Origin of the sequence: Actinoplanes italicus, assembly GCF_003001815.1 — a bacterium.
Classification (GTDB): Bacteria; Actinomycetota; Actinomycetes; order Mycobacteriales; family Micromonosporaceae; genus Actinoplanes; species Actinoplanes italicus.
This window is the reverse complement of the sequence record NZ_PVMZ01000001.1, coordinates 608,664-631,188: the sequence shown is the minus strand read 5'-3', so window position 1 is coordinate 631,188 and position 22,525 is coordinate 608,664. Positions and strand designations below refer to the sequence as shown.

Sequence of the window (22,525 nt, the reverse complement as noted above, 5' to 3'; positions counted from 1 at the left end):
CGGGGCCGGGTGGCTCTGGCGTCGACGGTGGGCGTGGTTTCTCAGGACCGAAGCGAGGCGATGTAGGTGCGGCTGGTACTGGTGGGCCCTCCGGGGGCCGGCAAGGGGACCCAGGCTGAGTTCATCGCCGCCCATCTCGCCGTACCGAAGATCTCGACCGGTGACATCTTCCGGGCGAACGTGTCGCAGGGCACGCCGCTCGGTGTCGAGGCCAAGCGCTACATGGACGCCGGGCAGCTCGTCCCCGACGAGGTCACCATCAACATGGTCCGGGACCGGCTCGCCGAACCGGACGCCGGTGACGGTTTCCTGCTCGACGGGTTCCCGCGTACCGTGCCGCAGGCCTCGGCCCTGGACAAGCTCCTGGCTGACCTGGGCACGGCGCTGGACCTGGTGATGGAACTCGTGGTCGACGACGACGAGGTCATCCGCCGGCTCTCCGGCCGTCGTACCTGCCGTGGCTGCGGCAAGATCTGGCACGTCGAGTTCGACCCGACGAGCAAGCCGGACATCTGCGACCGCTGCGGCAGCGAGCTGTTCCAGCGTGACGACGACAAGGCCGAGACGATCGGCAACCGCCTGGTGGAGTACGCGGACAAGACCGCGCCGCTGGTGGACTTCTACGGCGCTCAGGGCAAGCTGGTGGGCATCGACGCCACCGGCCCCGTGGAGGACGTCACGGTCCGCGCGATCGACGCTCTGCGGTCGTACGGCGGCTGAGACCGCCCCAGCACCGATTGACCGACGCCGCCCCGGGTGACCCCGGGGCGGCGGCATGTCGAGACCGAGAGAGTTAGGCTCACCGCCATGCGCCGCCACGAGCTGAAGATTCAGCTGAAGACTCCCGAGCAGATCGAGAAGATGCGGGCGGCCGGCCTGGTCGTCGCCGCCGCACTCGACGCGATGCGCGCGGCGGTCGCGCCGGGGGTCTCCACCGCCGATCTCGACGCCGTCGCCGAGAAGGTGATCCGGGACTCGGGCGCAATCCCGTCCTTCAAGGGCTACCACGGCTTCCCGGCGTCGATCTGCGCCTCGGTGAACGAGCAGGTGGTGCACGGCATTCCGAGCGCCGAGCAGGTTCTCCGGGAGGGCGATCTGATCTCGCTGGACTGCGGCGCCATCCTGGACGGCTGGCACGGGGACTCGGCGATCACGGTCGGGGTGGGGGAGACCGATCCGGCCCTGCTGAAGATGGCCGAGGTGGCCGAGGACGCGATGTGGGCCGGGATCGCCGCCGCGGCACGGGGTGTGGCGAACGGACGCGGCCGGCTGACCGACATCTCGTTCAACATCGAGAAGGTGATCCGGAAGGCCGGACGGTACGGCATCGTCGACGGTTACGGCGGCCACGGCATCGGCACCGAGATGCACCAGGATCCGCACGTGCTCAACCACGGCAAGCCGGGCCGCGGCATCAAGCTGGAGGTCGGCCTGGCGCTGGCGATCGAGCCGATGATCACCATGGGCTCTCCGCGCACCGAGGAGCTCGAGGACGGCTGGACCGTGGTGACCCGCGACGGTTCGAGGGCCGCCCACGTGGAGCACACCATGGCGCTGATGGCGGACGGCGTGTGGGTGACCACGGCCCCCGACGGTGGCCGGGCACGTCTGGGCGAACTGGTCACCGCCCGGCAGCCATAGATGGCGATGGCGTGCTCCTGGCATGCTGGCACGCATGGCGCACGAGGGGATGCGGGCCGGTGACGGTGACCGCCAGAAGGTCGCGGAACAGCTGCGTGAGGCGCTGGATCAGGGGCGTCTGGATCTGAGTGAGTACGACGAGCGCGTTCAGCGGGCGTACTCGGCGAAGACCTATGGCGATCTCAAGGGTCTGCTCGACGACCTGCCCGGCACGATCCCCGTGGAGAACGCTCAGATCGAACCGCATCAGCCGGTCGCGAAAGCGGAGCCGAGGCATGGGCACGGTCACGGCCACGGAGCGGGCCGATCGGGGTTTCCCGGCATCCTTGGAGTGTTCCTGGTCTGCGTCGTGATCTGGGCGATGAGCGGCGCGGACTATTTCTGGCCGGGCTGGGTGTTGATCCCGGTGGTGTGGGCTCTTGTGGCCCACTTCCGCGACAGGGGTAAACGTGGCCACTGAGACGGATATGGTCGAGTTGCCCGGCCAGAACACGCCCGACAGCGGGTTACGGAACCCTCGGTTTGGCGTCGCTGTTACGGGCGCGTAGACTGGCTCGCTGGCGCATAGCGTCCACTCCTTCGTGTCCTCAAGCGCTTCGAGGACCGGGGGAGCCGCGGCTGGTTCGGGCCCCATCGTGGGCCTGGATGTGACGATGTGCAAGCCTGCCCCAAGAACCCGATGTCAGGTAGCGGAGGACATGCCTAAGAAAGACGGAGCCATCGAGATCGAAGGCCGAGTGATCGAGCCCCTGCCGAACGCAATGTTCCGCGTGGAGCTCGCCAATGGTCACAGGGTCCTGGCACACATCTCCGGGAAGATGCGTCAGCACTACATCCGTATCCTTCCCGAGGACAGGGTCGTCGTCGAACTCTCGCCGTACGACCTGACCCGTGGGCGAATCGTCTACCGCTACAAGTAAGCGGGTCGCGGGGAACCACCAATCCCGTCTGACTGAGAGTTAAGGCAAACCGTGAAGGTCAAGCCGAGCGTCAAGCGGATCTGCAACAACTGCCGGGTCATCCGGCGGCACGGCCGGGTCATGGTCATCTGCTCGACCGACCCGCGCCACAAGCAGCGCCAGGGCTGAGTCCAGCGCAAGGATCCGCACCACTGAACAAGCTCGTCCCGGCCGCGGGTAACCGCGGCTGCACCCCCGGTCGGAGGCCGGGGCCCGCTGCTGAAGGCGGGATGGGACGGGCACAGACCTCCGGGATCACGAACGAGGAGTACCGCCAGTAATGGCTCGTCTCGTCGGCGTCGATCTCCCCCGCGAGAAGCGGTTGGAGATCGCGCTCACCTACATCTTCGGCATCGGGCGTACCCGTGCCGTGGAGACATTGACTGCTACCGCGATTGACCTGAACAAGCGCGCCAAGGACCTCACGGAAGAGGAGCTGGTCCAGCTCCGCGACTACATCGAGGCCAACTTCAAGGTTGAGGGCGACCTGCGCCGCGAGGTCGCTGCGGACATCCGCCGCAAGGTTGAGATCGGTTGCTACGCCGGTATCCGCCACCGCAAGGGCCTGCCCGTGCGTGGACAGCGGACCCGGACCAACGCTCGTACCCGTAAGGGTCCGAAGCGGACGGTCGCCGGTAAGAAGAAGCCCGGTCGGAAGTAATAGGAGCGCACTGACTTATGCCACCGAAGGCACGCGCTGGGGCCGCAGTAAAGAAGGTCCGGCGCAAGGAACGCAAGAACGTCGCCCACGGGCAGGCGCACATCAAGAGCACCTTCAACAACACCATCGTGTCGATCACCGACCCGACCGGTGCTGTCATCTCCTGGGCCTCTTCCGGCCAGGTGGGCTTCAAGGGCTCCCGCAAGTCGACCCCGTTCGCCGCGCAGCTCGCTGCCGAGGCGGCCGCCCGTCGTGCCATGGAGCACGGCATGCGCAAGGTCGACGTGTTCGTGAAGGGTCCGGGCTCCGGCCGCGAGACCGCCATCCGTTCGCTGCAGGCCGCCGGCCTCGAGGTCGGCCAGATCTCCGACGTGACGCCCCAGCCGCACAACGGCTGCCGTCCGCCGAAGCGTCGCCGGGTCTGAGGGGGATACAGAGATGGCTCGTTACACAGGTGCGGACTGCAAGCGCTGCCGCCGCGAGAAGATGAAGCTGTTCCTCAAGGGCAGCAAGTGCGATGGGCCGAAGTGCCCGTTCGAGTCGCGTCCCTTCCCGCCCGGCCAGCACGGCCGCGGTCGGACCAAGGAGACCGAGTACCTGCTCCAGCACCGCGAGAAGCAGAAGGCCCGCCGCGTGTACGGCGTGCTCGAGAAGCAGTTCCGCGGTTACTACGAGGAGGCTGTCACCAAGCCCGGCAAGACCGGTGAGGTGCTGCTGCAGATCCTCGAGTCGCGTCTCGACAACGTCGTCTACCGGGCCGGCTACGCCGCGTCCCGTGACGCCGCCCGCCAGCTGGTCAAGCACGGCCACTTCCTGGTGAACGGCGTCAAGGTCGACATCCCGTCGTACCGCGTCAAGGACAAGGACATCGTCACGCTCCGGGAGAAGTCGAAGGAGCTCACGCCCTTCGTCGTCGCCCAGGCGCAGGCCGGCTCCAAGCCGGTTCCGGCGTGGCTGGAGCCCATCCCCAGCGAGATGAAGATCCTGATCCACTCGCTCCCGGCCCGCGCTGTCATCGACACGCAGGTCCAGGAGCAGCTGATCGTCGAGCTCTACTCCAAGTAGCGGCTCTTTCGAGGTGCCGGCCTTCTGGCCGGCGCCTCGAAGCAGAACAGAGACGGCCATCAAATAGCGGGTGGCCCGACAGAAAGAAGAACAGCGTGCTCATCAGTCAGCGGCCGACCCTCTCGGAGGAGTCGCTCAGCGAGACCCGCTCCAGGTTCACCATCGAGCCCTTGGAGCCGGGCTTCGGCTACACCCTCGGTAACTCACTGCGGCGGACCCTGCTGTCGTCCATCCCGGGCGCGGCGGTCACCAGCATCAAGATCGACGGCGTGCTGCACGAGTTCACCACGATCCCCGGTGTCAAGGAGGACGTGGTCGAGCTGGTCATGAACGTCAAGGAACTGACCGTCAGCTCGGAGCACGACGAGCCGGTCAGCATGTACCTGCGCAAGCAGGGCCCCGGCGACGTGACCGCCGGAGACATCCAGCCCCCGGCCGGTGTCTCGGTGCACAACCCGGATCTGAAGCTGGCGACCCTGAACAGCAAGGGCCGTCTGGACATGGAGCTGACCGTCGAGCGCGGTCGTGGCTACGTCACCGCGGCGCAGAACAAGAACGCCGGCGCCGAGATCGGCCGTATCCCGGTCGACTCGATCTACTCGCCGGTGCTCAAGGTCACCTACCGCGTCGAGGCGACCCGTGTCGAGCAGCGCACCGACTTCGACCGCCTGATCATCGACGTCGAGTCGAAGGCGTCGATCTCCCCGCGGACCGCGCTGGCCTCGGCCGGCTCGACCCTCGTCGAACTCTTCGGCCTCTGCCGTGAGCTGGACGAGACCGCCGAGGGCATCGACATCGGCCCGTCGCCGCAGGACGCGCAGCTCGCTGCCGACCTGGCCCTGCCGATCGAGGAGCTGGACCTCACCGTCCGGTCGTACAACTGCCTCAAGCGCGAGGGCATCAACAGCGTGGGCGAGTTGATAGGGCGTACGGAGGCCGACCTTCTGGACATCCGGAACTTCGGCCAGAAGTCGATCGACGAGGTCAAGATGAAGCTCGCCGGAATGGGCCTGGGCCTGAAGGACAGCGCGCCGTCCTTCGACCCCGCGCACGTGGTCGACTCGTTCGGCGACGTGGACTACGACACCGACGACTACCGCGAGACCGAGCAGCTCTAAGAGCTCGGCTGCGCCTTTAATCTAGGAGCATCTGAAATGCCCACGCCCACGAAGGGTGCCCGCCTCGGCGGCAGCCCGGCTCACGAGAAGCTCATCCTGGCCAACCTGGCCACCGAGCTCTTCCGGCACGGGAAGATCAAGACCACCGAGTCGAAGGCCAAGCGGCTGCGCCCGCTGGCTGAGCAGCTCGTCACGAAGGCCAAGCGCGGCGACCTGCACGCCCGTCGCCGGGTGCTGGCCACCGTGAAGGACAAGGACGTCGTGTACGCCCTGTTCGAGCAGATCGCTCCGCGGTTCGCGAACCGTCCCGGCGGTTACACCCGGATCACCAAGATCGGCCCGCGCAAGGGTGACGCCGCTCCGATGGCCGTCATCGAGCTGGTCGAGGAGCTGCAGGTCGCGGCCACCACCGGCCCGTCCAAGGAGGCCCGCAAGGCCGCCGCGCAGCAGGCCAAGGTCGAGGCTCTGGCGCCCGAGGACGACGCCCCCGCGAGCAGCACCGTCGCGGACGACGTCAAGGACGACCAGGACGCCGAGGCTCCGGTCAGCGCTTCCGGTGACAAGCCCGGCGACAAGGCCGAGGGCGAAGACACCGACAAGGCCTGATCCTCACGGCTGGAATTCACATCGGGCGGGGCCCGGCATCCTTCGGGGTGCCGGGCCTCACTCATCTGGAGAGAGCATGCGGATGACGGACACCATTCGGCTTCGCCTTGACGTGTCGTACGACGGCGCCGACTTCTCCGGGTGGGCTGCTCAGCCTGCCCGCCGTACCGTCGCCGGGGTCTTGATCGAAGCCTTCGCCCGCCTCATCGGTGCCGAGACGCCGCTGGGGCTCACCGTGGCCGGCCGGACCGACGCCGGAGTGCACGCCACGGGGCAGGTCTGCCACGTCGAACTGCCCGTCGAGCGCTGGACCGAGCTCGAGGGCTCGCTGCTGCGGCGGCTCGCGGCGCTGATGCCGCCGGACGCCCGGGTGCGTGCCGTGACTCCGGTGCCGGACAGTTTCGACGCGCGGTTCTCGGCGACGTTCCGGCGTTACGAGTATCGGGTCGTGGACCGCCCGTGGGGCCCGGAGCCGCTGCGCCGGCACGACACTCTCGGCTGGATGCGGCCGCTCGACCTCGACCGGCTGAACGCCGCCGCGGCCGGGCTGCTGGGCGAGCACGACTTCGCCGCGTTCTGCAAGCGCAAGGAGCACGCGACCACGATCCGGGCGATCAACCGGCTGGACTGGCGGCGCGACCCCGACGGGGTGTGTGTGGCGACCGTGCAGGCCGACGCGTTCTGCCAGGCGATGGTGCGCAGCCTGGTCGGGGCGATGCTGACGGTCGGTGACGGGCGGCGCGAGCCGGAATGGCCGGCCAAGCTGCTCACGCTGCGGGAGCGCTCCAGTGAGGTGACTGTCGCTCCGGCGCACGGCCTGACCCTGGTGGCGGTCGGTTATCCGGAGGAGACGGAGTACGCCGCTCGCGCCGATGCCACCCGCCGCCTCCGCGCCTGAACATCCGGCACAGCCGCGATCAGGAGGCTCGGCGGATCAGGACCGTGTCGTGCAGGTGGGTGTCGAGGACTTCGCTGGTCAGCTGCTGGACCGCCGGGGCGTCGGCGGCGACCGGCTCGCCGGACGGGCCGGTGATCACGCAGTACATGACGTAGTGGCCGCGGGTGCGCCACAGGATCGGCGTGCCCGGCCCGGTCTCGGTTCCGGCCATGTCGGCGAAGCTGCCGTCGCCCGTCTCGACCAGGTAGCGGACCTGGTCGCCGACAGCGGTCGCACTGTTCGTGTCGGGCAGGTTCAGCATCCCGGCGGTGATCCGGTAGTCGGCGTACGGAACCGTGAGGGCGGCCCGGACCGCCTGCGTGCATCCGTGACGCAGCAGGGTCGTGCGCAGGGCGCCGCCTGCCGCGAGGGAGCAGTCGGCGGTGAGGTCGGTCCCGGTCACCGCGAAGGCTGCGGAGCCGCCGGGAAAGACCTCGGCCTCGGTGAGCGGCGCCGGATCCACCGCACGCGAGGCGATGCGCGCGTCGATCTCCGCGGACGCCAGGCGGGTCGGTGCGCGGCGCTCGTCGGCCACGATGAGCACCCCCAGCATGATCACGATGCCGAGCACGATCAGGCCGGCCAGGCCGTGGGTGAACAGCTGGGTCGTCGACAGGGGCTCGCGGCGCAGGTGCCGGTGCGCCGGACGGCGGTGCTGGCCTCGGGTGGGTGATCGCGGCAGGGTGAGAGGGCTGGCGTACCGCATTCGCCCAAGCTAGGCGGGGACACTGATCAATGAACGCACACGGTGTCCGCCACCCCGGCGTGGATCCGGTCACCCTTCGGCGGGAGACTTGGCGGGTGACCGCCGACCACTACTTCACTGCCGAGCCCGACGCGCCCCTGCGGCGCGGCGAGATCGAGTTCACCGTCGCCGGCCGGGACTACCGGCTGGCCGTCGCCTCCGGGGTCTTCTCGGCCGGCCGTCTCGACCCGGGCACCGCCGTCCTGCTGCGCAAGGCCGGGCTGCCCGGTGACGGCGCCGAGGGCACCTTCCTGGACCTGGGCTGCGGATACGGCCCGATCGCCTGCGTGCTGGCCAGTGAGGCGCCGCGGACCACGGTGTACGCGGTCGACGTCAACGCCCGGGCCCGTGATCTGGCCGCGGAGAACGCCGAACGACTCGGTCTGGGACAGCGGGTCCTGGTCCGGGCGCCCGACGACGTGCCCGGGGAGGTCACCTTCACGGAGATCTGGAGCAACCCGCCCACCCACATCGGCAAGGCGGAGCTGCACGCCCTGCTGGAGCGCTGGCTGCCCCGGCTGGCTCCCGGAGGCACGGCCTGGCTGGTGATCAACCGGAACCTCGGGGGTGATTCTCTGCACACCTGGCTCGTCGGGCTGGGCTGGACCGTGGAGCGGATGGCGAGCCAGAAGGGTTTCCGGGTTCTGCGGGTCACCGGAAAATCGGCTGACTGAACCACCTCGTCACAGGGAGGATGCCGCCATGGGTTACGTGGATGTCGCCGGCGCAGGATTCGTGCTCCCGGACGGTAGGGAGCTCTTCTCCGACGTGTCGTTCCGCGTCGGCGAGGGAGCGAAGGTCGCGCTCGTCGGGCCGAACGGAGCGGGCAAGACCACGCTCATGCGCATGGTCGCGGGCGACCTGCCGATGCAGGACGGGACCGTCGCCAGATCCGGTGGGCTCGGGGTGATGCGCCAGTTCATCGGCATGATCGGCGACGACCGTACCCTCGAGGATCTTGCATTGTCCCTGGTCTCCCCGCCGCTGCGAGCTTCCGGTGAGCGTCTGCGAAAGGCCACCGCCGCCCTCGACGAGACCGAGAAGAGCCAGATCGCCTACGCCAACGCGATCGCCAACTGGGGCGAGGTCGGTGGGTACGACGCCGAGGTGCTGTTCGACACGGTGGCGGTGTCCATCCTGGGCAAGCCGTGGGAGGAGGCCAAGAGCCGCGTCGTGCGGACCCTCTCCGGCGGGGAGCAGAAACGGTTCGCCCTCGACCTGCTGCTCCGCGGGAACGACGAGGTGCTGCTGCTCGACGAGCCGGACAACTTCCTCGACGTGCCCGCCAAACGCTGGCTCGAGCAGCGGCTCCGCGAGTCGAACAAGTCGGTGCTCTACGTTTCGCACGACCGTGAGCTGCTGGCCGAGACCGCGGACAGGGTGGTGGCTGTCGAGGGCGGCAGCGCGTGGACCCATCCGGGCGGGTTCGCCTCCTGGCACGAGGCCCGGTCGAACCGGCACGAGCGGATGGAGGAGTTGCGCCGCCGCTGGGACGAGGAGCACGAGAAGATCAAGGAACTGGTCTTCATGCTCAAGAACAAGGCCGCCTACAACGACGGCCTGGCCTCGCGCTATCAGGCCGCGCAGACCCGGCTCCGCAAGTTCGAGGAGGTCGGCCCACCGCCGCTGCCGCCGAAGGACCAGGCCGTGAAGATGAACCTGCGCGGTGGCCGCACCGGCAAGCGCTCGGTCATCTGTGAGCAGCTCGAACTGGAGAACCTGACGTTCCCGTTCGATCTCGAGGTCTGGTACGGCGATCGCGTGGCCGTCCTCGGCGCGAACGGCACCGGCAAGTCCCACTTCCTGCGCCTGCTCGCGGCCGGTGGCACCGACCCCGACGTGGAGCACAAGCCGGTCGACGGCGCGCCGCTCGCGCACGTGGCCCACGACGGCAAGGCCCGGCTCGGGGCGCGGGTGCGGCCCGGTCACTTCTCGCAGACCCACGACCGGCCCGAGCTGGTCGAGAAGACGCTGGTCGAGATCCTCTGGCGGGGTGACGAGCACCGGTCCGGGATGGACCGTGCCGGGGCCATGAAGGCGCTGAACCGCTATGAGCTCGCGGCCCAGGGTGACCAGCGGTTCGGCACGCTGTCCGGTGGGCAGCAGGCCCGCTTCCTGGTGCTTCTGCTCGAACTGTCGGGCGCGACCATGCTGCTGCTCGACGAGCCGACCGACAACCTCGACCTGGCGTCGGCCGAGGCGCTGGAGGAGGGGCTGAAGGCGTTCGAGGGCACGGTGATCGCGGTCACCCACGACCGCTGGTTCACCAGGTCCTTCGACCGGTTCGTGCTGTTCGGAAGCGACGGTGAGGTGGTCGAGGTGCCGGAGCCGGTTTGGGACGTCCGCTAGTTTTCTCGTCACGGACCGGTTAGGGTCCGATTACAAACAACCCCACGGGAGTCCGGGCACCGGGCTGAGAGGGGGGCTGATGCGGCCCCCGACCGTCGAACCTGATCCGGATAATGCCGGCGCAGGGAGGAGTGCCTCGTGCACACATCGTTTCCTCGCATCCACGTCATAACCGACGACATCGATGTCGTACGCGGTGTCGCCGGCCTGGCCGGTGTCGCGGTGCAGATCCGGGTCAAGTCCACCGAGGCGGCGGCCTACGCCCTGGCTGTCGCCGCGGTGCAGATCTGTCGTCCGGTGGGTACGACGGTGCTGGTCAACGACTCGCTCGGAGTCGCCTTGGCGGCCGGTGCCGACGGTGTCCACCTCGGAGCCGACGATCTGCCGGTCGCCGCGGCGCGACGGGTGAGCAGGCCCTCGCTGATCATCGGCGCGACCTGCCGTGCTCCCGAGGCGGCACGTGCGGCCGTTGCCGACGGGGCGACCTACCTCGGGGTGGGTCCCGCCTTCCCCACGTCCACGAAGGACGGACTGCCACCACCGCTCGGGCCGGCCGCCATCGCGGCTGTCGCCGAGTCGGTGCCCGGCACGCCGGTCCTGGCGATCGGTGGCATCACCGCGGAACGGGTGCCGCAGCTCGCGGTGCACGGTATCGCCGCTGTGTCCGCCTTCGCGGCGGATCCGAAGGGAGCGGTCGCGGAGTTCCTGGCGGTCCTGCCATGACACGCGTCGCTGTCGTGGGCGGCGGGATCATCGGACTCGCCGTCGCTGCCGAGCTGCTGGGTCGTGGGGCGGACGTCACCGTCCACGATCCCTCGCCCGAGGGCACGGACGGGGCCTGGCACGTCGCGGCCGGGATGCTCGCGCCGGGTGGTGAGTCGGCCTTCGAGTATCCGCACCTCACCCGGCTGCTGGAGGCGGGGCACGAGTTGTGGCCGGACTTCGTGGCCGGGTTCGGTGACGTCGGTTACGACCGGACGGGGACGCTCTCGCTGGCGTTGACCGCCGATGACGTCGCCGAGGCGGCGCGGGAGTGGAGGCACCAGAAGCTGGCGCCGCTCACCGGGTCTCAGGTGCGTGATCTCGAGCCGGCGATCTCGCCGCGGGTCCGGGCCGGAGCGTTGGCGAGCTCAGAGCATCAGGCCGACCCGCGCAAGATCGTGGCGGCGCTGCGCGCTCATCTCCAGGGCCGGAGTGTTGCACGCCGCATTTCCGACCTGTCTGAATTGAACGCGGACGTGATCGTGGTCGCGGCGGGCTGCGGCACGGCAGCGCTCACCGGACTTCCGATCCGGCCGGTGAAAGGCCAGGTCCTCCGCCTGCGCGGCGAACCCGGCCTGTTCAAGCACGTGATCGACGGCGTGGCCGACGGCCGGCACGTCTACCTGGTCCCGCGTGCGGACGGTGAGGTCGTCGTCGGCGCCACCCAGGAGGAACGCGCCGACCGGATGCCGACCGCCGGAGGAGTGCACGATCTGCTGCGCGCCGCCCTCGATCTGGTGCCCGGCCTCGCCGAGCACGAACTCACCGAGGTCACCGTCGGGCACCGGCCGGGCACCCCGGACAACGCCCCCATCCTCGGATTCCTCGACGACGACCGCCGCGTCGTGGTGGCGGCAGGCCACTTCCGCAACGGGATCCTGCTCGCCCCGATCACCGCACGACTCGTCGCCGACCTGGTGCTCACCGGTTCGGCGGATCCGATTCTCGACCCGTTCGCCCCCGGGAGGTTCCGATGAAGCTGACGATCAACGGTCAGGCCCAGAGCCGGACCGGCACCTGTTCCGTCGCAACCCTGGTCGCCGAGATCATCGCCGCCCAGCGCGGGGTGGCGGTCGCGGTCAACGGCACCGTGGTGCCGCGTTCGACCTGGTCGGAGGTGGATCTCGCGGACGGCGACCGGGTGGAGGTCCTCACCGCCGCGCAGGGCGGCTGACGTGACGTTCCTCCCGGAGAACGGACTGATCCTCGGCACCGGCGGGGCGAACAGCCTGGCCGCGCTCGAGGAGGCCGTCGAGGCGTCCGAGACGACGCTGGTCACCGTGGCGCTGCGCCGGGTCGACGCGGCCGGGCCGGGCCTGTTGCCGATGCTCGACCGGCTCGGGGTGCGGGTGCTGCCGAACACGGCCGGCTGCTACACCGCCGGTGACGCGGTCAAGACGGCACAGATGGCCCGCGAGGCGTTCGAGACGGATCTGATCAAACTCGAGGTCATCGGTGATGAGCGGACACTGCTGCCGGACGGGATCGAGCTGCTGCGCGCGGCCGAGACGCTCGTCGCGGACGGGTTCACCGTTCTGCCGTACACCAGTGATGATCCGATCCTGGCCCGGCGGCTCGCCGACGCCGGCTGCGCCGCGGTGATGCCTGCCGGATCGCCGATCGGTTCCGGTCTCGGCATCTCCAACCCGCACCACATCGAGTTGATCGTGCAGAACGTCGACGTGCCGGTGGTCCTCGACGCCGGGATCGGCACCGCCTCGGACGCCGCGCTAGCCATGGAGCTCGGCTGCGACGCGGTGCTCATCGCCAGTGCCATCACCAGGGCGGACGACCCGACGGCGATGGCCACGGCGATGCGGCACGCGGTCGCCGCCGGCCGCCTGGCCCGCTCGGCGGGCCGTATCCCACGGCGGTTCCACGCGGTCGCGTCCACTCAGGACGAAGGCATCCCGCAATGGTGACACCGGGCGGGCTCGTCGTGCTCACCGATCGGCGGTCCGCCGCCGGGTCCCTGGTCGAGGTGGTTCAGCAGGCGGTCCGCGGCGGCGCCGCCTGGGTCATCCTTCGCGAGAGAGATCTGCGGTACGCCGAACGCGCGGCCCTGGCACGCGAACTGCGATCGGTCGTACCGCCGGCTCATCTGATCGTTTCCGGTCCGGACCCTCTGGGCGGATCGGCCGTGCACCTGGCCGGCGCGGATTCGTTGCCGTCCGGGGTAGCGCTGGTCGGACGTTCGTGGCACGGAACCGAGGATCTGTCGGGAGTGGACTACGTCACGGTTTCGCCGGTCTACCCGACGTCGTCCAAGCCGGGGTACGGGCCCGCGCTCGGGGTCACGGGGGCCGCCGACATGCGTGCGCCCGTGCCCTGGCTGGCTCTCGGCGGTGTCGACACCCCGGAGCGGGCCGCCGAGTGCGGTGCCGGCGGTGCGTCCGGGATCGCGGTGATGGGTGCCGTGATGCGCTCACCAGACCCGGAGCGAACTGCTCGAGAGCTGTCCGAAGCGTTCCTGACCGAGAGGGTGCGATGACTCCGCCTGTGGTGCTGACGATCGCCGGCTCGGACTCCGGCGGGGGCGCGGGGATCCAGGCGGATCTCAAGACGTTCGCGGCGCTCGGCGCGTTCGGTACGTCGGTGATCACCGCCATCACGGCGCAGAACACGCTCGGGGTCACGGCCATTCATCCGGTCCCGGCCGACATCGTCGCCGCTCAGCTCGACGCGGTGCTGTCGGATCTGCCGGTGACCGCGGTCAAGGTCGGGATGATCTCGGATCCGGCCGTCGCCAAGGTTCTCGCGTCACGCGTGGACGACCTGCCCAACCTCGTCGTCGACCCGGTTCTCGTGGCGACCGCGGGCAGCCGGTTGGGCGAGGCGGCGGTGGTGGGAGTGCTCCTTGCGTACCCCTGCGTCGTCACCCCCAACCGGCACGAGGCCGGAGCCCTCCTGGGACGGCGAGTGGAGACCCTCGAGGAGATGGTCTCGGCGGCAGCCGAGCTCGCGGACCTCGGGCCGCGCGCCGTCGTGGTGACCGGCAGCGAGCTCGCGGTCGACGTACTGCACTTCGAGGGCGAGACGACACTGCTGCGCGGCGAGCCGGTGGCGACGCGGAACAACCACGGATCGGGCTGCACGTTCTCGTCGGCGATCGCGGTGCGGCTGGCCGCCGGTGACCCGGTGCCGGACGCGGTGGCGGCGGCGAAGGACTACGTGAACCGGGGCCTGCGCGGCGGCAGTGGCTGGGAGCTGGGCGCCGGACCCGGGCCGCTGGACCACTTCGGCTGGTCCGTCTAGATCTCCGGCGCATCGTCCGGGGGCTCCGTGCTGCCGTACGCCGCCGGTTTTGTACAACTTTGGGGAGGTATTGATCGTGCGTCGCAAGGTCTACGTCGAAGGGCCCCGCCCCGACATCCAGGTGCCGTTCACCGAGGTCGTGCTCACCGGCGACAACCCGCCGGTGCGCCTCTACGACACGTCCGGTCCCGGCAGCGAACCCTCCGCCGGGCTGCCCCCGCTACGGAAACCGTGGCAGACCGGACAGACCCAGCTCGCCTCCGCGCGGGCCGGGATCATCACGCCGGAGATGGAGTACGTCGCCGTCCGGGAGGGCGTGCCGGCCACCCTCGTGCGCGACGAGATCGCCGCGGGCCGGGCCGTGCTCCCGGCCAACGTCAACCACCCCGAGTCCGAGCCGATGATCATCGGCTCGCGCTTCCTCGTGAAGGTCAACGCCAACATCGGAACCTCGGCGGTGACGTCGTCGATCGACGAGGAGGTGGAGAAACTCACCTGGGCGACCCGATGGGGTGCCGACACGGTCATGGACCTCTCCACCGGGCCGCACATTCATGAGACCCGCGAGGCGATCGTACGGAACTCGCCCGTCCCCATCGGCACGGTGCCGCTGTACCAGGCGCTCGAGAAGGTCAAGGGTGACCCGCTCAAACTGTCCTGGGAGATCTTCCGCGAGACCGTCATCGAGCAGGCCGAGCAGGGCGTCGACTACATGACGATCCACGCCGGTGTGCTCCTGGAGTACGTGCCGATGGCCGCGGAACGCGTCACCGGCATCGTCTCCCGAGGGGGGTCGATCATGGCCGCCTGGTGCCTTGCCGAGCACCGGGAGAACTTCCTCTACACCCACTTCCGGGAGCTGTGCGAGATCTTCCGGCAGTACGACATCACGTTCTCCCTCGGCGACGGGCTGCGCCCCGGTTCGATCGCCGACGCCAACGACGAGGCCCAGTTCGCGGAGTTGCGTACGCTCGGCGAACTGACCCACATCGCTTGGGAGTACGACGTCCAGGTCATGGTCGAAGGACCCGGTCACGTGCCGATGCACAAGATCAAAGAGAACGTGGATCTGCAGGTAGAGCTCTGCGGCGGGGCGCCCTTCTACACGCTCGGGCCGCTCGCCACCGACATCGCACCCGCGTACGACCACATCACGTCCGCGATCGGGGCCGCCATGATCGGCTGGTTCGGAACCGCGATGCTCTGCTATGTGACGCCCAAGGAACACCTCGGGCTGCCCAACAAGGAGGACGTCAAGGCGGGCATGATCGCTTACAAGATCGCCGCACACGCCGCCGACATCGCCAAGGGGCATCCGGGGGCTCAGGAGTGGGATGACGCGCTGTCTCGGGCCCGGTTCGACTTCCGGTGGGAGGACCAGTTCGAGCTGGCCCTCGATCCGGAGACGGCTCGGTCCTATCACGATGAGACCCTGCCGGCGGCGCCTGCCAAGACGGCGCATTTCTGCTCCATGTGCGGGCCGAAGTTCTGCTCCATGAAGATCAGTCACGAGATCCGGGCGGCCGGCATGAAGGCCAAGTCGAGTGAGTTCGTCGACGCCGGTGGGCGCGTCTATCTGCCGGTCACGCCTACCGCTTAGGCATCCTGGGCTTTCCGCTCAGGCATCCTGGGTCTTTCGCGATCTTGCGGATCCGCTGTGCGTTGTTCGTTGGGTTCGCAGGATCGCGTCAGGGCCCTGCTTCCGGCCCGGCCTCGCCGGTGGCACCGGAGACGGGCAGCACCGCTCCCGCCGGGCCGGCGGGAGCGGTGCGGGCACACACAACGGATGCGTGTGCGTCGATCGTCGCCATCGAGTCTTCCGCTTTGCTGGCGAGCAGGTGCAATCCCTCGTCGGCGTGACCGAGTGCCGCGCCGATGTTGTGAGTTTCCGCCCGGGATTCAACCCGAAGTCCACAAGATCTCGATGCGTTACCGGGCAAAGCGGGATGAATCGGTTGGTGAGGCGGGCGGCGGGCACTTCACGGGAGGGGCATTCATCTGAAAGCCGCGTCTCTGCACCCGTCTGCGGCGTTCACCCGACCGGTTGCTTGACGGCGAGCCGCGATCAGCCTTGCAGAAGACTCCATCACGACGCCTTACGACCACGAACCGGCAACGCGGACTCCTGGCGTTGCCGGTTGCGGCGTTGGGGGCACGCGATCGGCTCCAACGGGTGGTTCCATCGATCGGCTGTCGCTCGGAGCTCGGCAGCAAGCCTCAGGCGTCCGGTTCGTCGAGGTCGTCCATCGCGGCGGGGTGACGTTTGGCCGCCGGCAGGAAGTCGTAGATCGGTTCCTCGTTGTGTACCGCGGGTGCTGAGGGTTCCCCGGGCCACGGGACCGGTTCGGCCTGGGAATCTCGGGCCGCGCCAGGCTCCGGCGGCGTCATCGGGGTGTTGCGTTCGGCCAAGTCCTTCATCGCGTTGCGGGCCTCGTCTGTGGGGGAGATCGGCTCCGGTGCGGGCTGCGGCTCGTCGACTGTCGGTTGCGGGGTGCGCCTCGACCGGGACTTGCGGCGGTTGGAACGCTTCTGATTCCTGGGAGTCTTCTCCTGATTCCTGGCCGTCTTCTCCTGGCCCCTGGCTGACGGGGACTTCTCGGGCTCGGCGGCCTCTGGAGAAGGCGGTTCGGTTTCCGCGTGAACGTGATCGGGCTCGGGCCGGAGGGCTTCGTCCGGCTTGGCTTCAGCCGTAACGGCTGGTGGCTCCGTCTCGTCGGTCATCACGGGTTCAGGCTCGGGTGTCTCGGGGCGGCCGTTGGCTTCCGCGGACGTGGTCGACTCGTTGATCAATTCCGGCGCGGGATCGGCGGGCCGATCCTGTTCTGCTGCAGCCAGTGTTACGGCAGTGGTCTCGTCGGCCGCTGCGGTCTCGTCCGGCACTACGGTCTCTGCGGACGCTGCCGTCTCGCTGGGGTCAGGTGAAAGTTCGGCGGTCACGTTGTGGTCGGCGACTTCTTCGTCCGGCGCGTGCGAATCGGCGGTTGTGGTCTTCGGGGTTGGGGCGCCGGGCAGCTGCTGGTCCGTACCGGCTGAGGGCTTGTTCTGTGGGTCGACCGTTAGGAGTGTCTCGGCCGAGGTCGAACGTTCTGTCTCTATGGCCTGCTGTTCTGTCTCTATGGCCGGCTGATCGGGCTGGTTCTCGGTGTCGGCCGCCGAGGACCCGGAATGGGCCTCGCTCGCGGAAGCCGAGGGCTCGCGGTCTGCGGGAGCTGTGGGCTCGAGGTGGGTTTCAGCTGTGGGTTCGAGATCCGCTTCGGTTGCCGCAACCGCGGGCTCGACGTGCGCTTCGGTCTCGGGTTCGGGAGTTCGGGGCGGCTTCGCGGCGGCTCGGGTTCGCTTGGCGGGGGTTCTGGTACCGGTGGTCTTGGCTGCGGCCTTCGCTGCCGCGGTCTTGGTCGCCGCGGTCTTGGTGGCTCGTTTCCGTGGAGTCGTCTTCTTTACGGGCGGCTGCGATTCCGTGGGTTCGGCCCCGGCACCTGTCGTCGGGTCGTCGGCGCTATCCGTGCCGGATTCGGACGGGAGCTCGGGGGCCGGCGGAAGGCCCATGACCGGCGTCGTCTCAGGGGTGGACGGCTCCATGGGCGGCGTGGTTGCGGGAGCCGAATCGGCTCTTCGCGAGCGGCCGACCGGAGTCGGATCGGGCGTGGGACCGGGTGGCGTGGCCTGCGGAGAGGGGACGTTCGGGTCGATCCGATAGCGGTAGAGGATGCCCTCGTCCCGGACCACGAAGTCGTCGGCGCCATCCGGACGGGTCCAGGTGAGGATCATCTGCCCGTACTTCTCGGCGAGCTTCACCAGGGCGGGGAAGGTGTCGACGATGACGACGGGCTTGCCGGGCGGACTGGCCATCGGTTCAACCGGCACGATCAGGTGCGGGTAGCGGCGCTGGATCTGGGTGCGGGTTCGCAGTGGCACATGGCCGAGGGCCATCCACGCGACGATGCCCGCTCCGATCAAGGCCATGAGGAGGAGATAGACGGCGTACTTCCGGGCCTCGGCAGCGGTGAGGGGGTAGTAGCCGAAGCCACCGATACGTCGATCTTGAATTGAGCTGCCCGCGGAGACGCTGGACTGGTCCACCACCAGGGACTCCGAGCCACCTGCGAGGGTGAGCTGGAGGGGAGCGAGGTTGAAGGAGACCTGGGGCTCGAACGCGGTGCCGTCGCCGTGGCGAACCCGGGCGGTGATCGCGAGGGTGGTCGGACCCATGTCGGCGCCGATCGCCTTGCCGGCCTCAGCGATGAGTTGATCGAATGAAGGCAGGTTCAATTGGATCTTGCCGGTGTATCGGTCACTGGTGAACTGCCTCGGCTGGGACAGATTCAAAGTCTTGTGCCAGCCGTTCTGCGACGAGAGGCGAGCGGACACCTCGACGCGACCCGGTTCGCCTCGGTAGTTCATGTGCAGGTCTACGACGTCAGCCAGCTTCCGGAAGATCGGATCCGGCGAGTAGACCGTCGTGCCGTCATAGGCGGCCGAGCGAGGGACCTCGGCGGAGTAGGCGAACGTCATGGATTCCCCGGCTTTGCCGGCGCGACTCACGGTTTCAGTCGTCGGCTTCATCCAACCCAGCACACCAAAGACGAGTCCAACGATTCCGCAGACGGCGGTCCCTACGGCAAGCACCCGAAGGACTGGATGCAGTCGGCTGACCGCCTTGAATACAGCCGCCGCAGTAGCCCAGGAGCCGCCTCCGCCAGACATGCCCCTCACCTTCTTCTTCCGGTGCCCGCGTGGGATGTCTCGACGGTTTTTGATGCCCGCCGCAGTGCTCCCGACGAAGAGGAAGCCAAGCATTCCCAGTCCAGTAGGACTAAGGAGCGGTCGCAGCCAGACGCCGCCCTTCGGAATGTGTATTAAGGCTTTGCCGATCAGGTCGTTGGCGACAGGTTTGTCTGGATCGAGCGACTTGTTGTTGTCGCCCTTGAAAACAAAGCCAGTCCGGCCATCACCACCGATGATCCGGTGCAGGACCTCCACCCGGCCACGCGAACCATGATATGCGGCGATCTGCCCTGTCTCGTAGGAATCAGACTTGATGAGGATGACAAGGTCGTCGGGGTGGTACGTGGGAAGCATGCTGACGCCATACGTGACGACGTAGGAGACGCGTTGGGTGCTGATCGCCCACGCGCCGATGGCCGCCATCACGAGGATGGCGGCCATCACGAAACGTCGAGCCTTGGAGATCGCGACCTCGCTGAATGAGTGTCGGCTGTGCCACCACGGCGGTACCTCGCCGGCCAGCCCATTCGAGCTTAGGTCACGATACGAATCAGGCCTCCAGGTACTTGAAGGCGAGCTGGGTGATCGTGGTCCAGTCGGCGCTCGGGGTGCATTCCCAGCGAGTGTTGCCCGAGGAGTAGGCACAAGTCGGTGCGGCGGTTCCAGCGCCCGCAGTCACAGCCAGCGTAAGGGTGCCGGTGGTGATGGCGGTGGAACCATCGTCCTTCTTGAGGGTCAAGTGAATCAGGGTGATCTCGGCGCTGTTGGGGTCTGCATCGTGGACAAATGTCAAGGCACCGATATTCGCACCGCTGACCGCAACTGACGCGGTACCACCCACGACGGCTGTGGCAGGAGTAGCCGTGAGCCCTGATCCCGCGGTGAAGGCGGTCGAACCGGCGGCGACGACGCCGGCGACGGCGACGCCGCCCAGAAGCTGGATCATGTTGCGCATATGTGTCTCCCCTTGGTCGGTAGCCCAGCCGGCCTCGTGGGCCCTGTGGCTTTGCGTCCCCGGCTCGCACCGGGTTTGCGTTTTACGGCCGAGCGGCGCTCGTTCGCGTTTCGGTTACGCCATGAGTGTTCGGTCGGGGTGCGGGGCAGCTAAGAGCTACCGGGCCGATTTCTTGAGGCAGTTTCGGGATTACTCAACCTGAGACCGAACCTGGTGCTAGGGGGGTGCCGGACGGTTGCCGCAGGCGGGTGGCGACGCTTTTCGGGGTCGAAACGCGGCGCGGCGGCCGTCGTGGGACGGCCGCCGCTCGTACGAGGAAATGGGTTTAGAGCTTGTAGAAAGTGACGTAGTGGTCGGGGGTGAAGTAGGCGACTCGGGTGCTGCGGTTGACGACGATGCGGTACGCGTCGCGGGCGGCGCCGCGGTTGCGGGAGTAGACGTCGTATTCGCTGTAGGTCGCGGAGGGGAGCTGGCCCTCGCGGTTGTAGAAGCGGCCGCCGGTGTAGTTGTAGTTGCCGTAGGGCCAGGCGTACCAGCCGGCGGTGGTGGGCCAGCCGAGAGACTGCCAGCCGCTGAACGCGGTTCGGGCCGCGGAGCAGCGGCTGATCGTGCAGCTGTTGTATACGGCCGCCTGGGCCGCGTCGGTCGTTGTCGGCGCCACGATCGCGGGGGCTACGAGGGCGGTGCCGGCCAGGGCGAGGATCAGGGTCAGGCCGGAGAAGAGCCGGCCGATGCGGGTGATCATGATCGGACTCCCGATGTCGAGGGTGGGGATGTACCCGGACATCGATCATCGTTACTGCTCGGTACCGATGGCGGTACCTCCCGACCGCATCATTCCATCGGTGTTCGCCGATGCTTAACGTGGGTTGAGGAGCGGGAAGAAGGGTGACTACTTGCCCAGGCCGTTGACCCAGTTGACGTAGTCGTCCTCGCGGGCCGGCCTCTGGTTCTGGGCGGGGGGAGCGGTGGGTGGCGGGGCGACCGGGGTCGGCTGCGGCAGCGGGGCGCTGATCGGCGTCGGCTCCGGCGTGAGCGGGGCCCGGGGGTTGATCCGCGGGTGCTCGGCTGTGTCGATGCCGGTGCGTGGGCTGGGCTGGGCGGCCGCGAAACCGTTGAACGAGCCGGTGTCGCCGGTCAGTGCGGGCGACGGTGCGGCGGGCTGGGGCTCAGGAGCCGACTTGCGGGTACGCCATCCGCGTCGCAAGCCGCCGGTCTTGGGCGCCTGCTGCTGTCCGGAGAACCGCGGCTCGACCGGGGCCTGCGCCTGGGCTTTCGGGGCCACGGGTGCCGGCGGGGTGGCCGCCGCGGCCAGGTCCTGCAGAGGGTGCGGCCGGTCGGCCACCGCTACGGCGAAGACGCCGGTATCCGAGGGGCGCAGCTCGTTCTCCGGGCGCCGGGCCGCGACGGCCGCGGCCTGGGCGATCGCCGACTGCACGGGTACGTCGCGGCGGGGCAGCGTGGCGCGGCCGGATGCCGTGACGGGAGCAGGTGGTTCGGGCTGGGCGTCGTCGGGGGAGTCGGTGGTGGGCGCCTCGGGCGCGGGTGCGGGGGCCGTCTCAGGTGTGCCGCCGCGCACGATCGTGGCCAGCACCGAGCCGAGCACCCCGGCGCCGGTGGCGGTCATCGCCGCCCAGTACGGGTTGAGCTCGAAGCCGGACGTCGCGCCGGGGCCGGCGATCAGGTAGGCCACGGTGAGAAGGGCCGGGCCGGCCAGGCCGCTCAGCGCGATGGCCAGGGCCGGCTTCTTCCGGCCGCGGGCGACCCAGCCCACGATCAGGCCGGCGAGCAGGGCGATCACGGGCATGGTGGCGAACTGGGTGTGCTCGACGGCGGCCGCCGGGATCAGGCCACCCTCGAGGACTCCCAGCCGTACCGCAGCGGGGGTCTTGCCTGGCAGTAGAGAGGGCGCCACCGAGATCAGCGCCACCGCCCACACCGCGACCGTCAAGGTGGAGAGGCTCCAGCGGGCGACGGCGCGGGCGGCCGCGGCCCATCCGGCGAAGATGCCGGCGGCGGCGCCGAGACCCGCGCAGATGCCGATGACCAGGACCGGCTGCACTCCGGCGACCAGGGCCGATCGTGCGGGCTGCATGGTGAGCGGCAGGACGGCCAAGGCGCCCAGGCCGGCGGCCAGACCCATCGCGAACGCGCCTCCGGGGCCGACCGGGCGGGGGGACCAGCGGGGGCGCAGGCCGGTCGCGACCACGGAGCCGATCGCGGCTGCCGTCATGGTGATCCAGGCGACCCAGGCCAGTTGTGCTGTCCATTGGTCACGCTGAGTGATCTCCAGCGTCTGGTCCAGCCGCACCATGCCGAGCCCGTAGGCGATGCCGAGTTGACCTGCACCGACGACCGCGGCGGCCGTGGTGGTGGTGGCCAGCAGCTTCAGCCAGCTCCGAATTGCCATGCCGCGCACGTTACGGAATGTTCCGCATGGTGCGCCAGTCCGGGGTCCCCTTCTTAAGGCAGCCTAAAGTCGTGTTCATCTATGATCGACGTCCGTCGATTCATAATTGGTCACGTACGGTGACTCCCGAGCGACCTCTGGGCTACTTGCCAGAGTGAGAGTCCAGAGTGGACACTGTCGCGCACGGACAACGTGTCCGTCGTTTCGCGCCAAACCTTGCCACCGTGTTCATCGAGGTCGCGGGACGGAACTCCCACATAGTGGTTGGAATCTCGATGTTGCCCGGTGATCGCGACCTCACGGACGGTTGTGGGTGACGTATTCGTGCACGTCAACG

25 protein-coding genes and 2 riboswitches are annotated in these 22,525 nt (G+C 68.7%); of the genes, 20 read left to right on the top strand and 5 right to left on the bottom strand.

Features of this window, described 5'->3' with window-relative positions; all coding sequences use genetic code 11:
• Window positions 1-66: 66 nt before the first annotated feature.
• The 11 genes from CLV67_RS03020 (at window position 67) to truA (ending at window position 6,948) form a co-directional block, all read left to right on the top strand.
• Window positions 67-720 carry an adenylate kinase gene (locus tag CLV67_RS03020; protein WP_106315546.1) on the top strand — a complete coding sequence of 218 codons (654 nt, stop codon included), beginning with the start codon at window positions 67-69 and terminating at the stop codon, window positions 718-720.
• An 87-nt stretch (window positions 721-807) separates the two neighbouring features.
• Window positions 808-1,641, top strand: coding sequence for a type I methionyl aminopeptidase (gene map, locus CLV67_RS03015; RefSeq protein WP_106315545.1), 834 nt, complete (start codon window positions 808-810; stop codon window positions 1,639-1,641).
• A gap of 34 nt (window positions 1,642-1,675) precedes the next feature.
• Window positions 1,676-2,101 carry a DUF1707 SHOCT-like domain-containing protein gene (locus CLV67_RS54675; RefSeq protein ID WP_239166639.1) on the top strand — a complete coding sequence of 142 codons (426 nt, stop codon included), beginning with the start codon at window positions 1,676-1,678 and terminating at the stop codon, window positions 2,099-2,101.
• 238 nt (window positions 2,102-2,339) lie between these two features.
• Window positions 2,340-2,561 carry a translation initiation factor IF-1 gene (gene infA, locus CLV67_RS03005; RefSeq protein ID WP_018347787.1) on the top strand — a complete coding sequence of 74 codons (222 nt, stop codon included), beginning with the start codon at window positions 2,340-2,342 and terminating at the stop codon, window positions 2,559-2,561.
• Window positions 2,562-2,612: 51 nt separating this feature from the next.
• The gene (rpmJ, locus tag CLV67_RS03000) at window positions 2,613-2,729 is read left to right on the top strand and encodes a 50S ribosomal protein L36 (protein WP_014440745.1); all 117 of its coding nucleotides are present in this window, start codon (window positions 2,613-2,615) and stop codon (window positions 2,727-2,729) included.
• 151 nt (window positions 2,730-2,880) lie between these two features.
• Window positions 2,881-3,261, top strand: coding sequence for a 30S ribosomal protein S13 (gene rpsM, locus CLV67_RS02995; protein ID WP_106315544.1), 381 nt, complete (start codon window positions 2,881-2,883; stop codon window positions 3,259-3,261).
• A gap of 17 nt (window positions 3,262-3,278) precedes the next feature.
• On the top strand, window positions 3,279-3,686 hold the full coding sequence (rpsK, locus tag CLV67_RS02990) for a 30S ribosomal protein S11 (RefSeq protein WP_014440747.1): 408 nt from the start codon (window positions 3,279-3,281) through the stop codon (window positions 3,684-3,686).
• Between the two features lie 13 nt (window positions 3,687-3,699).
• Window positions 3,700-4,326 (top strand): 30S ribosomal protein S4, encoded by a 627-nt coding sequence (gene rpsD, locus CLV67_RS02985; RefSeq protein WP_106315543.1) that lies wholly within the window; start codon window positions 3,700-3,702, stop codon window positions 4,324-4,326.
• Between the two features lie 95 nt (window positions 4,327-4,421).
• Complete coding sequence (locus CLV67_RS02980; RefSeq protein WP_093618743.1) at window positions 4,422-5,444, top strand: DNA-directed RNA polymerase subunit alpha; 1,023 nt, start codon at window positions 4,422-4,424, stop codon at window positions 5,442-5,444.
• A gap of 36 nt (window positions 5,445-5,480) precedes the next feature.
• Entirely contained in the window at window positions 5,481-6,050 is a 570-nt protein-coding gene (gene rplQ / locus CLV67_RS02975) for a 50S ribosomal protein L17 (protein ID WP_106315542.1), read from the top strand.
• An 82-nt stretch (window positions 6,051-6,132) separates the two neighbouring features.
• Window positions 6,133-6,948, top strand: coding sequence for a tRNA pseudouridine(38-40) synthase TruA (gene truA, locus CLV67_RS02970; RefSeq protein ID WP_106315746.1), 816 nt, complete (start codon window positions 6,133-6,135; stop codon window positions 6,946-6,948).
• 19 nt (window positions 6,949-6,967) lie between these two features.
• Here the strand turns inward: truA and CLV67_RS02965 are convergent, their stop codons facing one another.
• Entirely contained in the window at window positions 6,968-7,693 is a 726-nt protein-coding gene (locus CLV67_RS02965; protein WP_106315541.1) for a hypothetical protein, read from the bottom strand.
• A gap of 95 nt (window positions 7,694-7,788) precedes the next feature.
• On the opposite strand from CLV67_RS02965, the gene CLV67_RS02960 reads away from it, so the two are divergent.
• From CLV67_RS02960 to thiC, 9 genes are all read left to right on the top strand, one after another.
• A complete protein-coding gene (locus CLV67_RS02960; protein ID WP_106315745.1) occupies window positions 7,789-8,406 on the top strand; it encodes a class I SAM-dependent methyltransferase in 618 nt (205 codons plus the stop codon).
• Window positions 8,407-8,434: 28 nt separating this feature from the next.
• A complete protein-coding gene (locus CLV67_RS02955; RefSeq protein ID WP_106315540.1) occupies window positions 8,435-10,081 on the top strand; it encodes an ABC-F family ATP-binding cassette domain-containing protein in 1,647 nt (548 codons plus the stop codon).
• A 34-nt stretch (window positions 10,082-10,115) separates the two neighbouring features.
• A riboswitch (TPP riboswitch) is annotated at window positions 10,116-10,226 on the top strand.
• Entirely contained in the window at window positions 10,220-10,804 is a 585-nt protein-coding gene (locus CLV67_RS02950) for a thiamine phosphate synthase (protein WP_239166638.1), read from the top strand. It overlaps the preceding riboswitch by 7 nt.
• The gene (thiO, locus tag CLV67_RS02945) at window positions 10,801-11,820 is read left to right on the top strand and encodes a glycine oxidase ThiO (protein ID WP_106315539.1); all 1,020 of its coding nucleotides are present in this window, start codon (window positions 10,801-10,803) and stop codon (window positions 11,818-11,820) included. The genes CLV67_RS02950 and thiO overlap by 4 nt, the downstream gene beginning before the upstream one ends.
• Entirely contained in the window at window positions 11,817-12,017 is a 201-nt protein-coding gene (thiS, locus tag CLV67_RS02940) for a sulfur carrier protein ThiS (protein WP_106315538.1), read from the top strand. Before thiO ends, thiS begins: the two co-directional genes overlap by 4 nt.
• 1 nt (window position 12,018) lies before the next feature.
• A complete protein-coding gene (locus CLV67_RS02935; RefSeq protein ID WP_106315537.1) occupies window positions 12,019-12,765 on the top strand; it encodes a thiazole synthase in 747 nt (248 codons plus the stop codon).
• A complete protein-coding gene (locus tag CLV67_RS02930; RefSeq protein ID WP_106315536.1) occupies window positions 12,759-13,334 on the top strand; it encodes a thiamine phosphate synthase in 576 nt (191 codons plus the stop codon). The genes CLV67_RS02935 and CLV67_RS02930 overlap by 7 nt, the downstream gene beginning before the upstream one ends.
• Window positions 13,331-14,098, top strand: coding sequence for a bifunctional hydroxymethylpyrimidine kinase/phosphomethylpyrimidine kinase (gene thiD, locus CLV67_RS02925; protein WP_106315535.1), 768 nt, complete (start codon window positions 13,331-13,333; stop codon window positions 14,096-14,098). The genes CLV67_RS02930 and thiD overlap by 4 nt, the downstream gene beginning before the upstream one ends.
• 70 nt (window positions 14,099-14,168) lie before the next feature.
• Window positions 14,169-15,698 carry a phosphomethylpyrimidine synthase ThiC gene (gene thiC / locus CLV67_RS02920; protein ID WP_170153730.1) on the top strand — a complete coding sequence of 510 codons (1,530 nt, stop codon included), beginning with the start codon at window positions 14,169-14,171 and terminating at the stop codon, window positions 15,696-15,698.
• Between the two features lie 617 nt (window positions 15,699-16,315).
• Here thiC and CLV67_RS52600 read toward each other — a convergent pair.
• From CLV67_RS52600 to CLV67_RS02900, 4 genes are all read right to left on the bottom strand, one after another.
• Entirely contained in the window at window positions 16,316-19,264 is a 2,949-nt protein-coding gene (locus tag CLV67_RS52600) for a hypothetical protein (protein ID WP_146168973.1), read from the bottom strand.
• A 109-nt stretch (window positions 19,265-19,373) separates the two neighbouring features.
• Window positions 19,374-19,778: a hypothetical protein gene (locus CLV67_RS02910; RefSeq protein WP_106315533.1), complete on the bottom strand. Its 405-nt coding sequence runs from the start codon at window positions 19,776-19,778 to the stop codon at window positions 19,374-19,376.
• Window positions 19,779-19,793: 15 nt separating this feature from the next.
• Window positions 19,794-19,868, bottom strand: a riboswitch (cyclic di-GMP riboswitch).
• A 235-nt stretch (window positions 19,869-20,103) separates the two neighbouring features.
• On the bottom strand, window positions 20,104-20,565 hold the full coding sequence (locus CLV67_RS02905; protein ID WP_239166637.1) for a ribonuclease domain-containing protein: 462 nt from the start codon (window positions 20,563-20,565) through the stop codon (window positions 20,104-20,106).
• 105 nt (window positions 20,566-20,670) lie between these two features.
• Window positions 20,671-22,188, bottom strand: a complete 1,518-nt coding sequence (locus tag CLV67_RS02900) for a single stranded DNA-binding domain-containing protein (protein ID WP_106315532.1) — start codon at window positions 22,186-22,188, stop codon at window positions 20,671-20,673.
• Between the last annotated feature and the right edge of the window lie 337 nt (window positions 22,189-22,525).